At 57.8% G+C, this 15,777-nt stretch carries 17 protein-coding genes; 7 read left to right on the plus strand and 10 right to left on the minus strand.

The annotated features are described in order from the left end of the window. Both K206_RS43930 and K206_RS43935 read left to right on the plus strand, forming a co-directional pair. Positions 1-209 (plus strand): hypothetical protein (locus K206_RS43930; protein WP_043367377.1); only part of this gene is annotated, 209 nt, incomplete at its 5' end. 76 nt (positions 210-285) lie between these two features. Continuing rightward, a complete protein-coding gene (locus K206_RS43935) occupies positions 286-435 on the plus strand; it encodes a hypothetical protein (protein ID WP_020206101.1) in 150 nt (49 codons plus the stop codon). A gap of 457 nt (positions 436-892) precedes the next feature. Here K206_RS43935 and dusA read toward each other — a convergent pair whose 3' ends face one another. After that, positions 893-1,930, minus strand: a complete 1,038-nt coding sequence (gene dusA / locus K206_RS0130430) for a tRNA dihydrouridine(20/20a) synthase DusA (protein WP_052166026.1) — start codon at positions 1,928-1,930, stop codon at positions 893-895. 91 nt (positions 1,931-2,021) lie between these two features. Between dusA and K206_RS0130435 the strand changes: the two genes are divergently transcribed. Continuing rightward, positions 2,022-3,131 carry a site-specific integrase gene (locus K206_RS0130435; protein ID WP_020206103.1) on the plus strand — a complete coding sequence of 370 codons (1,110 nt, stop codon included), beginning with the start codon at positions 2,022-2,024 and terminating at the stop codon, positions 3,129-3,131. 299 nt (positions 3,132-3,430) lie between these two features. Here K206_RS0130435 and K206_RS43230 read toward each other — a convergent pair whose 3' ends face one another. The 7 genes from K206_RS43230 to K206_RS43940 form a co-directional block, all read right to left on the minus strand. Continuing rightward, positions 3,431-4,159: a hypothetical protein gene (locus tag K206_RS43230; RefSeq protein WP_155888340.1), complete on the minus strand. Its 729-nt coding sequence runs from the start codon at positions 4,157-4,159 to the stop codon at positions 3,431-3,433. Next, the gene (locus tag K206_RS43235) at positions 4,160-5,251 is read right to left on the minus strand and encodes a hypothetical protein (RefSeq protein WP_155888342.1); all 1,092 of its coding nucleotides are present in this window, start codon (positions 5,249-5,251) and stop codon (positions 4,160-4,162) included. Position 5,252: 1 nt separating this feature from the next. Then, positions 5,253-7,496 carry a sensor histidine kinase gene (locus K206_RS42070; protein ID WP_081651569.1) on the minus strand — a complete coding sequence of 748 codons (2,244 nt, stop codon included), beginning with the start codon at positions 7,494-7,496 and terminating at the stop codon, positions 5,253-5,255. Continuing rightward, positions 7,493-8,866, minus strand: a complete 1,374-nt coding sequence (locus K206_RS43240) for an Eco57I restriction-modification methylase domain-containing protein (protein WP_155888344.1) — start codon at positions 8,864-8,866, stop codon at positions 7,493-7,495. The genes K206_RS42070 and K206_RS43240 overlap by 4 nt, the downstream gene beginning before the upstream one ends. A 732-nt stretch (positions 8,867-9,598) precedes the next feature. Then, complete coding sequence (locus K206_RS39725; protein ID WP_020206105.1) at positions 9,599-10,153, minus strand: hypothetical protein; 555 nt, start codon at positions 10,151-10,153, stop codon at positions 9,599-9,601. Continuing rightward, positions 10,137-10,433, minus strand: coding sequence for a holin (locus tag K206_RS0130455; RefSeq protein WP_020206106.1), 297 nt, complete (start codon positions 10,431-10,433; stop codon positions 10,137-10,139). The genes K206_RS39725 and K206_RS0130455 overlap by 17 nt, the downstream gene beginning before the upstream one ends. Positions 10,434-10,441: 8 nt before the next feature. Further along, on the minus strand, positions 10,442-10,672 hold the full coding sequence (locus K206_RS43940) for a hypothetical protein (protein ID WP_020206107.1): 231 nt from the start codon (positions 10,670-10,672) through the stop codon (positions 10,442-10,444). A 15-nt stretch (positions 10,673-10,687) separates the two neighbouring features. Between K206_RS43940 and K206_RS43250 the strand changes: the two genes are divergently transcribed. The 4 genes from K206_RS43250 (at position 10,688) to K206_RS42075 (ending at position 12,672) form a co-directional block, all read left to right on the plus strand. Then, positions 10,688-10,912, plus strand: a complete 225-nt coding sequence (locus K206_RS43250) for a hypothetical protein (protein WP_020206108.1) — start codon at positions 10,688-10,690, stop codon at positions 10,910-10,912. A 76-nt stretch (positions 10,913-10,988) separates the two neighbouring features. Continuing rightward, a complete protein-coding gene (locus K206_RS0130470) occupies positions 10,989-11,792 on the plus strand; it encodes an H-NS family nucleoid-associated regulatory protein (protein ID WP_020206109.1) in 804 nt (267 codons plus the stop codon). 32 nt (positions 11,793-11,824) lie between these two features. Further along, the gene (locus tag K206_RS41035) at positions 11,825-12,412 is read left to right on the plus strand and encodes a hypothetical protein (RefSeq protein ID WP_020423975.1); all 588 of its coding nucleotides are present in this window, start codon (positions 11,825-11,827) and stop codon (positions 12,410-12,412) included. After that, entirely contained in the window at positions 12,409-12,672 is a 264-nt protein-coding gene (locus tag K206_RS42075) for a pyocin activator PrtN family protein (protein WP_020206111.1), read from the plus strand. The genes K206_RS41035 and K206_RS42075 overlap by 4 nt, the downstream gene beginning before the upstream one ends. Positions 12,673-12,754: 82 nt before the next feature. On the opposite strand, the gene K206_RS43255 is transcribed toward K206_RS42075, so the two are convergent. After that, positions 12,755-15,088, minus strand: a complete 2,334-nt coding sequence (locus K206_RS43255) for a hypothetical protein (RefSeq protein ID WP_155888346.1) — start codon at positions 15,086-15,088, stop codon at positions 12,755-12,757. A gap of 403 nt (positions 15,089-15,491) precedes the next feature. Beyond that, positions 15,492-15,716, minus strand: coding sequence for a hypothetical protein (locus K206_RS0130490; protein ID WP_020206114.1), 225 nt, complete (start codon positions 15,714-15,716; stop codon positions 15,492-15,494). Positions 15,717-15,777 lie beyond the last annotated feature (61 nt).

A 15,777-nucleotide genomic window follows, 5' to 3' on the forward strand; every position in this document is an offset into this window, starting at 1 on the left:
CCTCGCCCGCCGCGGCCGAGCTGCCGGCGGCGGCGAATGGCCCTCATGCCAATGGCATGCTGTCGCTGCTGATGGATGTCCTCGGACCGATTGCCGCGATCCCCGCCCTGATCGGCATCTGGTCGCAGCGATTCCCGTTTGTCGGCGGCCTGGTGCTGGCCTGCCCCGCCATCGCGGTATTGCTGCTGCACCGGTTTGTCATCGGCTGACCCGGCCAGGAACCAAACCCCGCGATCCGGCGCCCAAACAGGAACGCGGCATCCGCCGCGACCCCGGAAGGTCATCATGAACTACTTTGCGCGGAGCCTGCTGGCCGCCTGTGCCGTCCTCGTCCTCGCCGGCGGCTGTGCCAGCCCGGCCGGCGACGGCAGCGGCTCCGGCATCACTACCTACGGCACCGTGGACATCGGCATTTCGAGCGAGAGATCGAAGTAGCGCGGCGGACCGCCGCCGCAGCCACGCCGCCCGCTGGACGGCGAAAAAAAAGAGCCCGCAGCGCGGGCCCTCCAATTAGCGATCTCAATTGCCCTGAAGGCTCTAGTAATCTAGACGCCATTTCCCGTTCGTACCATCAGGGTAAACGGAAGACCACACCAAAAATCCGCGCCATATTGCCGCCAATACCCAATGGCATTAGCCACCGGCCGCGCCAAAAAAAAGCCCGCGCAAGGCGGGCTTAATAATCAGTTGAAGAAAGCCCCGTATTCGAGGGCAAGCACAGTGTATGAATTTGCCGCCCCCGCACGAATTAGGGGAATCCCTTTGCCGGCGCGGCAAAGCGGGCTGCTGGCGAGGTCAAGTGCCCGTCGCTGCGCCCTGCGCCTCGCCTGCATGAAAACCATATTCGAAGTTAGAGGAAAAACTCGACCCGCGGCGAGCCGGCAGCGTGCGCTCAGGCCGCCTCGAGCGACACTTCGTCGCCCGGCTGCAAATGCGCGCGAGCTTCCTCGAACATGGCGTCCACCCCCGCGCGCGTCCGTACCGCATGCATGCGGCGCGCATCGGACAGCACACGCCGCCAGCCGCGCCCGCCGTGGATGCCACGGTGCAGGCCCAGCATGTGACGCGTGACCGCGCCCATATAACCGCCCTGCTCCACCAGGTCGCCGATATAGCGCTGCATCGCCAGTTCCACTTCGAGCCGGGACGGCACCGGCGTCCGCGCGCCATAGAAGCGCGTATCCACCTCGGCCAGCACATAGGGCTGGTGATAGGCTTCGCGGCCGATCATCACGCCGTCCACGTGCGCGAGATGCGCATCCATCTCGTCGTGCGTCACGATACCGCCGTTGATCAGGATCTCGAGGTGCGGAAACTCGCGCTTCAACTGGTAGGCCACCTCATAGCGCAGCGGCGGGACCTCGCGGTTCTCCTTCGGGCTCAGGCCCTTCAGGATCGCATTGCGCGCATGCACGATAAAGGTCTCGCAGCCTGCTGCCGCGACCTTGCCGACAAAATCGCGCACGAAGTCATAGTGCTCGATCGTATCGATGCCGATGCGGTGCTTGACCGTCACCGGCACCGACACCGCATCGCGCATCGCCTTCACGCAGTCCGCGACCAGCTCCGGCTCGGCCATCAGGCAGGCGCCGAACGCGCCACGCTGCACGCGCTCGGATGGGCATCCGCAATTGAGGTTGATCTCGGCATAACCCCACTGCTCGCCGAGCCTGGCGGCCGCCGCCAGGTCGGCCGGCTCGCTGCCGCCGAGCTGCAGGGCCACCGGCTGCTCCGCCGCATCGAAATCCAGGTGCCGCTTCACGTCGCCATGCAGGAGCGCCCCGGTCGTGACCATCTCCGTGTAGAGCCAGGCGTGGCGGCTCAACTGCCGGTGGAACATGCGGCAGTGGCGGTCAGTCCAGTCCATCATCGGTGCGACAGAGACTCTGCGAGCGCCTATAGCAGCCATTATTCCTTTTAAATCAGTCATTTCCTGTCGAATCGGCTGGACCGATCCTTACCAATAACACATCACATTTACCGTCATTTCTGCTACGATTGCTACAAGCACAGGACGGAAAGTGGCTTCCATCATCAAGATAGGGGACAAGTGGCGCGCTCAGATAAGACGCAAGGGCCACCCCACTATCACGCGCACCTTCGACAAAAAGGCGCTGGCAGAACGCTGGGCTCAGCAGGTAGAAATCGACGTGCGGAACGGAGGGTTCGCCGACGATCGGAGATTGGCCCAGTTTACCATCGGGGCACTAATCACGAAGTACGAGGAAGAAGTTGGCAAGCTACGCCCGATCGGCCGTAGTAAGGCTGGCGCCCTCGACATGCTGAAGCGGCACCTCGGGGAAACCTCACTCGCCAGGTGGGACGAGGCGGCGGTCCTGGACTACGCCAAGAAACGAAAGAAGATGGGCGCCGGCGGCGTGACCGTTGGGATGGAATTTACATACCTAGACGGCGTGCTGGAAATGGCCCGCTCGCTGTGGAAGCTGCCTCTTCCCCCCAGCCCAATCGCCTCTTCGCGCAAAAACCTTAGGTATCTCGGCCTCATTACGAAATCCAAGCGCAGAGACTGGCGGCCGACTCCAGCAGAAATCGATGACATCTGCGAGTGGTTCCGCAAGAAGGCGCGGCAGCGCATCCCTATGTGGGACATCATCCACTTCGCCATCGCAACGGCCATGCGCGCGAGTGAAATTACACGGCTTCGTTGGGATGACATCCACCCCGCAGACCGAACCATCCTTATCCGCGACAGGAAGGACCCGGAGGAAAAAATCGGGAATGACCAAACCGTCCCCCTTCTCGGCGAGGCCTGGACCATCGTACAACGCCAGCCCCGCAGTGGAGATTTCATCTTCCCCTACAACGCGCCAAGTTTCTCGTCGCTATTCCCTCGCGCTTGCAATACGCTAGGGATCGTGGATCTTCGCTTTCACGACCTGCGGCACGAGGGCGTGTCGCGACTTTTCGAAAGCGGCTATACCATCGAGCAGGTGGCCTTGATCAGCGGCCATAAGGACTGGAGGCAACTGCAGCGGTATACGCAAATCAGGGCAAAGAATCTGCACAGGAAACTTCCCACGCCCCTGGACAAATCCAAGCGAAAGCCCAGGCCACAGGTAGGTGCAGTTATCGGCTTCGCTGCGAAGAGGAGGCCAGCAAGGGTTGGCTGAGTAAGCGCTCTCAATTCCTGGCAGCCCCTCAGTATGAAGGATCGCCCCGCTACCGTTGCCCTCTGGAGCAGAGCCACACAACATGCCGTTCGCGGCGGAGCTCCGGACAGGTAGAAGGTCTGCCCGGACTACGCACTCAATAATCTACAGCATCCGCAAACCGTTGGCAGGCCATAGTGTATCCGCACTCCGCCCCCTCTATACCGTCAGAAATGCCGCCAGCAAAGAAAGCCACATCACACTTTGCCCACGATTGCCTGACAAACAAGAAGTCGAACTCGTTTTAAACGGAAGCCTGCCTACGCAACTAGGGGATACCAATGCCAAGCACGATAGCAGGTCTGCGCCGCCTCCTCCACTAATCGTCCTGACCTGGCCCCAGCCCCCTTCAGGAAAGCCCCTTTCTTCAGCAGGTGATTAAATGCTGCTCGCTCTTCGCGACCCGAATCTTTAAATAGCAAATGATCGGCACAAAGTTGCGTGAAGAAAGAGAAGAAGTCCATCTGAGCGCATGGCAACCGTACGTTTCGGAGGACGCCATCAAAGCAGTCCTTGACTTCGCAATCAACTCGATAGTGTTCTGTTACATATGGCGCAAGTTCGGCGAAGCTTCGTAACTGCATATGAAACGTTGGGTGTCCCAACTCGCTCAGCGCGAAATCATAGTGAGCACCATAAACGTGAACCAATGCCCCTTTCGAGCGTCGGAAATAGGCGGCCTTTGTCGAGAAGTCATGCGTCAGCAATACGCGACCGCTTGCAAGTGAATCTGCCTGAATGCCGAGTCGGCCTGCCACCACGATATAGAGATCCGAGGAAACAGCATCTGCACGCTCCGGCAGATTAAATACAACCGGCTTAAGCTCGAATGTGATTACTCCTTCAGCTGAATTCGCTGCAGGAGTAATCACATTCTCACCGCTGTCCGGCCGCACCTCGGCAACGCTATTCAATTTCGGCAATGCCCCCGTGACTTCATTCCACTGCTCGATGAGATGTTTTCGAGCACTCAGAGCTTGACGATTCATTTAAATACCAAGAATAGGAGCCCATTCATCATAAAAATCACGCTCTATGCGACACAGACGCGCACCACGCGGAATCCAGCTATTCGACCCGACTGAGCACTCAGGTTTTTGGCACACAGTTCGACGAGTGAACGGGCACAAAAAGCCGCCATTTACCCCATCGCACCGGCTGCAATTATGACGAGCCAGTTTACGGCCAAGCTTCACCTCGACGGCTTCCCGATTCATTTCACCGTTGGTCTCCACGCTCAAGTCTTCAGGCAAAGAGGACGAAAACTCCTCTAAAAGCTCGTCAACGCCGGATAGCCAAAAGTATCGATCAAGCTCGGAAAATGGCCCCGAGTAGGATGCAGTTGCGAAGAGATCGCAGAGCTCATCCGTCTCCGTTTCAGCGCAACCGATATACGCAGCCAGTGACCGACTTGATAAAATGGGCCCAGGAAAACGCAAAACCGAATTGAGTAATAAATGCCCTACGATGTAGCACAGCAGGGTCCGCTTTTCCTCAATTGGAGGATCGACATCATCCGGTGCGGTTCGAATAATTCGGTCAAGTAGAGCCCCATTAGATGTTCCCAATCGACCACCGTAGAGGCCAAATTGCGTCTCCAAATTCGAAGCATTCAAGAGCTCAGCCAGCACCGCTGCTGGGCTACCCTTCTCAAGTAGTGCGGGATTTGCCACGAGTTGTTCGCGGATCCATTTAAACCCACGATAGACGCTCGCAATGAACTTTGCCGATTCGCCTTCGTCGGTTGGCACGCGTAGCTCGAATAGATTGGGTTCCTTGGGCAGCGAACTGTGGTTGCCTCGCGAGTAGTCACCAACGGGTATCGCGCGAGACTGGCACCATCCAACAATACTTGACCCAAATAGGCCGGTTCGCCCCTGCGAAGTCAAATCGTAGTCGGTAACCACCAAGACAGTTTTGCCATCAACCAGTTTGTCGAATGCGCCCAACGCATCGGTCTCTTCCTTGGTCGGCTCCCACGTCCGTATATCGACCTCATCCTCGCCAAGCAGCTGCTTCAGCTCGGTAGCGAGTTCCTCCAACAGCTTGTGCGTATCGTCTATCAACAGTAGGGAATACATTTCATTCCTGCTCAGCAAGTGGCAATTTGATACGAACACATGTGGTAAATCCGGGAGGTGGTGACACAACCTCCACCCGCCCGCCATATCCCTCGACCCCCCGCTTAACGAGCGACAAGCCTAGTCCCATACCTGAACCTAGTGGATCACGATTTGACGATGTTGTGGTAAATAGCGGGTCGAATACACGATGCCGCAAGGATGATGGAATACCGACTCCAGTATCCGAAACCTCCAGAAAGTGCCAATTCTGTTCATTCCACGCCCGTAGTGCAATCCTGTTATCACCCGGGCCCGACTGCGCTGTCACGGCCTTAAGTGCGTTCGTATAAAGGTTCAATACCAGGCCGTTGTATAGCGATACAGGAACGAGTGGAGCGAGCACGTCGCCTCCTGCATTTACTTCGAGTGAAATGTCGCGGTCCGCCGCATATTTCCCAAACACACGGATAGCCTGCTGGATTCTCGGTCGCGCGGGGTACGGTTTCGTGGGTCGCGACGAAGCTCCGTGAATATACCCCTGCGAATAGGTAACGAACTCACGGAGGGTACCCATGTGCTCCGAAATCGAATCAGCGGCTTCTTTGAAGCTACTGTCACGCTTGGCCAGTTTGAGTAGCTTCTGCTGCGCTCTCTCCAACTCATCCAGCGCAGTTCCAAACTCGTGAGTCATAAAGCCGGCGACCACGCCAAGCATACTCATGACTTCCAAAGTTGATTCACGTTGCCGCGACCGCTCTTCATGTTGCTCCGCGAGCACCTGCGTCTGCGCAAGACGCTTTACGATGCGCACTCTCTCATCTTTAGAAATTCGAGGATTAGCCTCAATTTCTTTAATGGCCTCTTGCGTTTCTGCTCGGAGCGAGCGTAGCAATTCGTCTCGCTCATTTCGCTCCGTTTCTTGTTGGAGCTCACGATCCGCCGAAGCAATAGCCTCAACCGCGCCGCGAATCAAATCACGTAGACGGCGAAATGTCTGATTATCGACAAAGCCCTCGCGGTCGGCAGCCGCGATCAAGCCCTCATCGCTATCCCCTCCATCTCGAGTTCGCCGCCCCGTAACCTGAACAACACCAACCAACTGCTGCGAATATGGCAGACGGAGCATGTAGTTCAACTGCGTGGACTGCTGCGTCGGCTCATCCATTGGAAAGTGCTTTTTCGCAATACTTGAACGAGGCTCCCGCGCACTCTTCGCAGTATCTGATGCTAGCAGCAACCAGTCGTCAGACTCAAATCCGTAGGGATGAACACGGAAGGTTCTGTCAAATACCGCAATACCCGAATGCTCCTTCACCCAAGTCTTTGCTCGCCGTCCGTCGACAGGCCGATGTGTGAAAGTTCCTTTACGCTGGGGGAAAAAGCGAATGTCAGCATAAACCCCACCAATTGAATTGGCGAAATGGTCTTCGATATCAATTACAGGCTCATCCACATCGCGACGAAATACCTGTAACTTCATCCGCTCGCCATCAAGTTCCAAAACAGCACGAAGAACGAAACTATCTAATACCGCTCCTGCCACGTCCCCATCGTCATCGTCCTCGTCGCCCGAAATTTTCAGTGCAAAGCCAGGATCTTGTTTACTCGATCGACTTCTTGCAGATTTCCGTGCTTGCTTCTTTAACAAGGACTGATATGGAGTGACAACGCCGATTGCCGCGGTTCTAACCGAATAGAGATCGATAGACTGGGCGCTTGGACGCAACTTGGTAATCCGCAACGTCGTACCCGTTACAGCGTCGGCGGGTGCACGAACGAGACGGTATGGAACCTTTATCTGACCGAGATCTTCGTGCTTATCAAAATCTACCCAGTCAAATTCGGCTACAAGTAATGTTTTCTCATTTCTCTTTGCGTCGAATGCAATTGACTCCAAATGTAGCGCCCGCCCCAAAAAACGCACAGCAAAGCGGCCTATTCCTTTCTCTCCAGTAATAACTCGACCATATTCACTACTCGTAGCGAGCGCTTCCTTGGAGCTGGTACCAACCCTCATCCAACCGTTTTTGAATGCAGTCAAGGTCATGCCATGACCGGTATCCGTCACCACTATCCGGTCGGGCGCTTCATGGACTATTTCACAGGTCGCCGCGTCAGCGTCATAGGCATTTTTTACGAGCTCGAGCAAAGCAACCTCCGGTTGCTTCACCAAACGCTCGCCAAGTTCTCGAAGGATGCGGCTCTCGATTGTGAAACTGAGTGTCCCCTTATCAAGCAGTTGCGGCACCTTGGCTACGGTCATTTCGAAGAACCTTTTTCACCTGCGATCGTATTGAGTAGCGTATTGAGCTGGTTAATCTCAATCTTCTTTAAGCCATTCGAATGAGGAACAATATACTCCGTCAAATCCAGAGCCCTCAACGCAGCTGCAACGCTGCCGCGTTTTTTTTGAGAAACCCCGTAAATACCGCATACACTACCGACCGCCCTAGCGCCGATTGAATTAACAACGACTTTAGGAAACGCTCCACGAAAACCAGTGGCCACGAGCAATGCCGGAGTATCAGGCATGGTGAACCCCCACCAACACTCTCGATTCAAACATGTGGATGTCTGATATTTATCGGATGGGATGGAGTCCAGGTACGCCTTTAGCCGAGTAGAAGGCTTTCGATCAGTGCGAATCAGCCAGCATTTTGCGCCGGCGAGACGAAATTGGTCGTTGAATACTTTTTCGCTCAACACTGTGCGAGTCGGATCTAATCCTCGAAGCGAGGTTACACAAGGAACAACATCCGTATCGACTACCAAACCGGAGCGAACCCTCTCCCCTTCAGTGAGAGTAAGCACCTCTTGCGTGCCGGGACTGAGGCCACGCTTCGCCCGAACGGCACTGGCACTACTTTCACGACGAGTGGAGTACTTCAACACACCACGATCACTTCCTGCCTCCGTCTGCAACACACGAAAGCTACCGTCCCCTCCCTCCTCGAAAAACGCCCACCGCCCCGATCCTTCTCGCTTGTCAACAATAGTGATCGAGGAAGTAGTCAGGACTCGATTGAACGTATCGTCTAGCAAACGATAGACGCGGACATCCCAACCGTTCTGGCGGATGAAATTGCGCAACGCTTGGGCCGACGGTCGAGACACCCACTCGTAGGGGATTACAATGGCCACCAACCCGTCGGGCTTGGTGCTCGCAAGCCCAAGTAGGAAGAAATACTGCCACGCATTGGCGAGTCCCGACAGTTTCACTCCCGTCCGCTCTACCAAACAAGCGGCCGCCTCTTGCCGCCAACCCTCAGGCAGATCTTGATTGCGAACGTATGGGGGATTCCCTACGCAGATATCTGCATCATCAATTTTCGCCGAGAAGGCGCATTGGGGCAGCAACGTGGCTCCGCGCGGCAACGAGGCAGTCGCACACCGCGTAGCGTCGATCTCGTACCCGATATAGCGCTTGTACTGGCCTTGCCGAGCAAATCGGCCGTCGCCGGCGCCGAAATCCACCACCGTATCTACTGAGGCACGCCGCTCGCGAATATGTGCCCATACAGCCGCTACAATCTTGCTCGGCGTGTCGACCTGGCACCGGTCCAGGTAAAGTTCAACCGATTCGGGACTTCCCCAACCCTCGGTTAGTCTGTTCAGACTCAAGTCCTCATCCATCCAATCGTCCTTCAAGCTTATGCTGGGTGGCTTTGTCTATTTATAGGGAAGAGCAAGCCATAGGCTAGCAGCGTCAAGGGCTTGCATTATGTAACACATTCGAGACGCAAGCCAGTTAGCGACCGCCCTTACCCCTCCGTATTCTCATTGTCACCAAGTGGTCCGGCGCCAAATGGGACGTCCCAGATAACACTCACCAGACAGGGCCGCCATTCTCCGCCCGCTTGGCTGGGCGCCAAGGAGCCAGCCGGCAATTCGCTCGGCAGCGCTGCGCACTAGAACTTGTAGCCGCCTCTCCTCCAAGGTAGCTATAGCTAGGGTGTTTCTGGCAATTGCCAGACGAGGTTCGAGGGAATCCGAAGGGTTTTGCCGCAGCCCCCCCCCCCTAAGAGGGGGGTATCCCTTATTGCGCGCCAAACTGATTTCAGCGCGTTTCTGCACCCAACGCTGCGGTGTCTACCTGCCCCTTCACCCGCAATCGGTCGACCTTGCCGTTTTCATTTACTTTGTCGCGAGCAAGATTGCGCGAATCTGGCCTTGATCATCCTTGAGGTCGCCTTTTAGTTTGCAAGCGAAGCGTTCGGGTTGAGGGCTACTCACGCCAAGCCGCAAGCGCCACAAAGCGACACCCCGACATTGACGTCGTTTATGCCGTATACGCCACAAAAACAGCATTGCGGCAGGCGCCCCATTCGGCCCTTTCCGGCAAATTGTACCGCCCCGAAGCTGTCTTTACTGCTGCGCCTGGTTCAACGTGTCGCGGACGGCGTTGTAAGCGTCGATGCAGGCATTGGCGTCGCGGATCCCGCGGTCGCCGTCTCGGGCGATGGCGTCGAGAGCTGCTGCAGCCTCTGGAGCAAGTTCGGCTCGCGCCTCACTAGGTCCGCCGGCAGCGCCGGGATCTGCGGAGGCGCCACCGCTGGCCTGACAAGAACGGACGGCGATGGACAGCCGGCGAGTGCCAGCCAAGTACTCAGCACGAGCAGCAGCTGCAGCGTTTTCTTCACGATCTCTCTCCTCTTTGGCATGGGCCACCACGGCCGCAATCGCCTCTCCGGCCGCGCGCTCCAGCCCGCGGTACTTCGTCACCTGGTCGGCCTCCGCTCGCGTGGCAGCCTCCCGTTCGCGGGGGATCTCCAGCCGCAGCTCGGCCAGCTCACGCCCATAGCGATTGCCCTGCAGCCACCAGGCGAGCGCACCGCCCAGGACCGCGCCGGCGGCCACCATGAGAAAAGCCGCCACCAGGCGGCTCTTCCAGGCGGCTAGAAACTCAAGCGCCTTTGCCATGCCGGCCCTCGCTCTGGCGCAGCCTGCGCTTGAAATAGGCCTCCAGCGCTTGCGCACCAACAATGCCGAGCGCACTGCCAATGGCCAGCAGCGGCAGCGTGCCCAGGTCTGGGAACTGGATCAGCGCGACGCCGGCCACCATCGAAGTGGCCGACCCCAGCACCGAACGCGCGATTACCAGGCGTACCGTTAGCGTTTCGTCGCTGGCCAGCAGCTTGCCCAGCCCAACCATTGCGCCGCCGACCACCAGCATCCAGAACGTTTGTTCATGGCTCTGCATGTAACCCCCTACCCTTGAATGAATTGTTTGGCGCGCACGTAGCGCTGCAGGCGATCGTCCAACCCGTTGTAACCACCGTTGATGCGCTTCGTCAGCGCGCGCTGGTCACGCTGGCGGCGGGCCGATTGATGAGCGCGCTCTAGGAGGCTTGCGATGAGCGACATGAGGCATTCGGCAAGAGCCAGGCCAAGAAGCGCGCCCTGACCGACGAAGAGCAAGCGCAACTGACCGAACTCCAAGCCCGGGCAGCGGAGATGGACCAGCGCAATGCTGCCCTGGATGTTGACGACGAGGACCTGCTAGTGAAACTGGGCAGCGTGGAGGCACAGATAGAAGCGCTCGAAGCCAGCATGGCCACCTACACCGACCGTCAGAAGGCCAAGGCCGGTACCATCGTCACGATCACCCATGAAGGCGTGCTGGAGGTCCACCGCGGCCTCATCAAGCCGACCAGCCAAAGACCTGCAGCGCGACGATGACGGTAGCGGCCGCCAGGGTAACGGCAAGGACAGCGCCCCGGAAGAGCCGACCGAGCGGCCGCTGTCGGAGAGCCTGATGGCCAAGCTCACCGCGCACCGTACCGCCGCCCTGCAGGCGCTGGCTGCCGGATCGCCTGCTGTCGCGCTTGTTGTCCTGCTCCAAGCCTTGGTGTCTCAAGTCTTCACGAAAGTGAACTACCGCTGGCGGTACCAGGCACTGGCCAAGATTCAGGCGAGCGACCAGCGCGGCATTATCCAGCGCGCGGCCGACGACCTGGAGGCCTCCCCCGCCTGGCACAGCATAGAGGCCAGCATCGCCGGCTGGGAGGATCGCCTTCCGGGGGAGGATCAGGATCTGTTCGCTTGGTTGCAGGGGCTGAGCCAAGCCGACCAGCTCGACCTACTGGCCGTTTGCGTCGCCCATACCATCGATACTCAGGCCACGCGCGAAGACTCGGCAGTGCATGGACACGCGAACCAGCTCGCGGCCGCAGTAGATCTGGACATGGCCGACTGGTGGCAGCCCACCGCCGGCTCCTACCTGGCCAGCGTACCCAAATCTCGACGGATGGAGGCCGTACGCGAGGCGGTTAGTGAAGAGGCCGCCACCAGCATCAGCACCATGAAAAAGGACGCCATGATCGGCGCGGCCGAGCAGCACCTGGAGGGGCGCCGCTGGCTGCCGGCCGTGCTGCGCCGGCCCGCCGCCGACGGCGAACCCGCGGCCGATACGCAGGCATCCGGCGCGAGATCCGGCAGGCCGCCCATCCGGTACCGCGACGCCGACGGCAATACCTGGACGGGCCGCGGCAAACAACCCGGCTGGCTCTCCGCAGCGCTGGCCGATGGCCAGAGCATCGACGCATTCCAGGTGCAGTGATCGCCCCCCCTCGGACCACTAGGAACCACCACATGAAACGGAATCGCAACAAACAGCCCCTCACCCCGGAGTCCACCATGGATAGTCTCGGCGCCCGCATCCCGGCCGCTCAACGCCTCCGGTTCGCGGCCATTTCAAACAAGCGCGTGCCCCCTCCCCCGCCCATCCATTCGGATGACATCGCGGTTGAAACGCTGGCTACCGCGATGAAAGCAAAGATGGCGTTTTCCCGCACGAAGAAGGGCCGGCGCGGCTGGGATAACCCGCTGGAATGCTCCGGCGAGCGCCTTGCCATTCTGTTCGCTGAGAGCCTGGCCAAGGGCGATCCTGTGGACACCGCCAACTATGCCGCCATGTTGCATGCACGTGGCATCGCGCACCGGTTGATCGCCGAGCAGGCTCTACGCGCGCTGCTGCGCGGCAGTCGCGAGCTATGTAAGGCAGATACGGTTAATGCCGACCGCTACCTCAAGCTTCGCGACGTTCCCGCCGACCAGCTCGGCACGCCTGGCGCCCCGTGCATCTCGATGCCAACTGGATTCAAGACCGGCCACCACATAAACGGAGCCGAGGCCGACCAGGCAGTCGATTCCCTTCTCCACACGAGAGCAGAGGCATGACTACCATCTTCCTATTGCTAGCTCAGTACGGTGCCACGGCAGTAGTGCCCATTGAGCGCGTGGCCGGCGACTATTTCAGCCACCTCTCTTCGGACAAGCTATTGCGAAAGATCAGTTTGGGAGAGATACGGTTGCCCGTAGTTCGAATTGAAGGCTCAAACAAGTGCGCCAAAGGGATTCACGTTGAAGACTTGGCAAGATACATCGACGAACGCCGGGAAGCCGCGATAAAGGAATGCACTCAACTCTGCGGCTATTGACCGTTTGAGACAAGAAGCGTGTCCCAGCAAGACTTACGCAGTCAGGCTTCTATGCTGAGTGACTGACCACGGCACGCTTCCGTCAATTCGCAGCACTCTGAGATGCATTAATACCCGTCGAAACTGGCGCGCCCCTCGGAATGCGACTGTCATCCTTCATTCGAATCTCCCCGCTGCGCTCATCAATATGCACACGATCTCTCAGAAGTCCCCTGTGGGCTTGCCCCAGGAGCTGGTCAAATTTTCGAATCTTCCGGGAAGACACTAGCGCACCAAAGAATGTGTGCGGTCGCGCAACCTGGACCCCTGTACCGAGAAGAAATAGTGCACAAAGAGCTACTGCCAAATAGCGGACATCCCATCCCGAGTACTTATCAATCCAAATGGAAAAAACCCCAGCCGCGAGCGAGACTACAACGAATGCTTTCGAGATAGCGCTATAAACACCATCCTCCCAAACTTTGCAATCGGAGATTTGCTTCTCAAGGAATCGAGTCTCTTCAGCGTGGATTTGGGTGGCTTGGCGCTCCCGCTCAACTCTCATAGCCTCTTCAGTAGCGAGTAGCCGCTCCTCCAAGCTTGAGACCTTCGCCGCACTGTGCGCCTCCACTTCCTTCACTCGCTCTTCCAGACCGCCCGACTTAGCCGTTACCAGAGCGATACTCTCCTCAGCTGCCTTCAACTTCTCCTGAAGCTGTGCAAGGCTTTCCTCCTTCTCTGCAAGTTCGCCGGCGACCTTCTGCCGCTCCAGCTCCCCAGCAGCCTCGCCAGCGGACTTCATTACGATATCGATGATTTCCTGATAATTGTCCTTGGTTACGATACTAGGATCACCTAGCGTCGCTCGGCTGAGCACCTCAATACCGCGAGTAGATCGACTCCACACGTTGAACGTTTTTGTCAATTCATAGTGGTGCTCCGCATCTGCCAATTTCGCGAGCGTCTCTCGCACAGCATCGACCGATGCGGGAATAGCGGCGCAATTTGCCAATAGTAGCGCTTGAGAAATCGCCGGTGCATCGCTGTTTCCACGCACCAACCAGAGTAGTGCGGCAAGAGTCCGATCCGTCATGCATGGCGGCATATCATCCCGCGTTTGAACATGCTGTGCGATCAGGCTATCCTCAGAGAGGACTGCCAGCTTCGGGTTTCTGGTCAAGAAGTAATATCGAGCGGCGCCAAAATCTGAGCGCGACGCTGTTTTTCCGGAACGCAAGCGCATGACGGCAGCAACAGAGGCAGCATCGCGTTCTTGTGCCAAATCGTTCCCATAAGGACCGATAGCTGAATATAGATTATTCTCCGCTGCAACAGAAAAATACTGCTCGGTCACCTTTCCTGACGGGGCCTTCGCAATTGTCACACCAAGATCTTTGACAAATCTCGTCACTTCAATTTGGATCGCTTCTGCACGAGCGACAAATTCTGCGCTCTGCCGCATCCGAAGACCAATATTCCCATGACCGTTCCGCTGCTTGTAAGCCGCAAGAGCGGCCTTTATATTGTCTCTAACTTCATCTACGGAATGCTCAAAAGCCTTGAGCGTCGCCCCCGCGCCCTTTAATCCATTGATGAGATCCGTTGTTGCAAGGTGCCGATCAATTGAGTCAAGATCCAATAGATCCATCAATAATGGACAATCCAAAACAAACGTCACACCCTTGAAATCGCCTGGTTTATCAGGAGTCCGGTAGTTCAGCACCACCTCGGATAATAGCGCACTACTAGCAAGGCGCCCCAGCAAATCAAAGGTAGGTTGATTGGACTCCTTTAGATTCTTTACAAACAACCCAAACAGCACATTAAAGCGAATTGCAGTTTGCGCTTCCTGAATCTGCTCAGCTTGTTTTGCAGGATCCTTGGGCACCGACAGAGTGGCGCGCTTATCGCCCACACCGGATGCCTTGACTTCTTGGTCTTGAGATTTACGACTAAGGGCTTGCACGTTGGCTGCAGGCAGTTGCTGGAGCCGGCTGACGAACTCGCGCTCGATTACATCATCTCCTGGAATGTCGAGACGATGCACAGAAAACTGCTCCGCAACGAACTTTGCGAACACGCCGATCAGAGACTCAACCTCTGAAAGGGCTAGCGGCTGCTCGACAGAAATGTCGTCGGCAATTCGGTAGGCGGCTACGTTACTTAAGCGCTCATGGAAGTCCCGCACTAGCCAGCCGCGCCCCTCGAGGCTGGGGACTAGCTTCTCGAGCGCGTACTGATGCACGGTGGCGCCATATGATGCTCGAAGCGCAAACGAGAGTTCGGCAGGGTCAAATTTTTGGCCTCTGCGGGCATGAAGCAGTGGCGCGAGAATTGGTACATAGCCTTCTATTAGGCTTATACCACTCTCTCCATTTTGCTTACCAACATTCAAGAGATATGCAAACGTTATCTGACCGTTCGAGGATTTCGGCATGACATGACCCGGCAGCCCAACTGTGAAGGACTAGATATTACCCGGAATGTCGACACCGGCGCACTTGCGAGTAATTACCTATTCCCTGCGCCACACCGCCGGCCAGCATCTTGGCGTTGTTCCTCAGCTGCCGGCGAGTGCAGAGTGCAACATCGGTGCTACATGACTTCGTAGCACCGGCTGCAGCCGTTACCCAGCCTAGCTGTACCGTTCTCCGCTCCCCCAATCCATCATCGGGGCGACGGAAATACGGCGGGAATTTGGATTCATCGTGCTACGGCGTCAAACGACCGCGCATCGCGCGGCCAGCCAGGAAGAAAGGAAGGCCAAGAGTATACGGCAGCGCGCGCCGGCGCGCTGCCGCGGCCGGCATCCGCCTGACGATGCCGCGCCGACCCCCGGCCTAGTTCACCCGCCCCGCGTCGATGGTCTGCATGGCCGACGCTTCGGCCAGCGCCAGCGCCGCCTCCGCGGTGGGCGCGATGCCGGCGTCCTCCTCGAAGGAAACCTGCGGGGCATCGCCGCCGAATGCGTCGGCGATCACCACCGTGGCCGAGAAGCCGCCGCCGGCGCACGCCACCGCGCGGGTCAGCACGGCGTAACCGCCATATTCGAATGTGCGCTCCATCGCTCCCTCCCTCTACCGGGCATGACGCCATCATAGATGGAACCGCGCCGGCCGGGGCGGG

The organism is Cupriavidus sp. WS, assembly GCF_000395345.1.
Lineage (GTDB): Bacteria > Pseudomonadota > Gammaproteobacteria > Burkholderiales > Burkholderiaceae > Cupriavidus > Cupriavidus basilensis_B.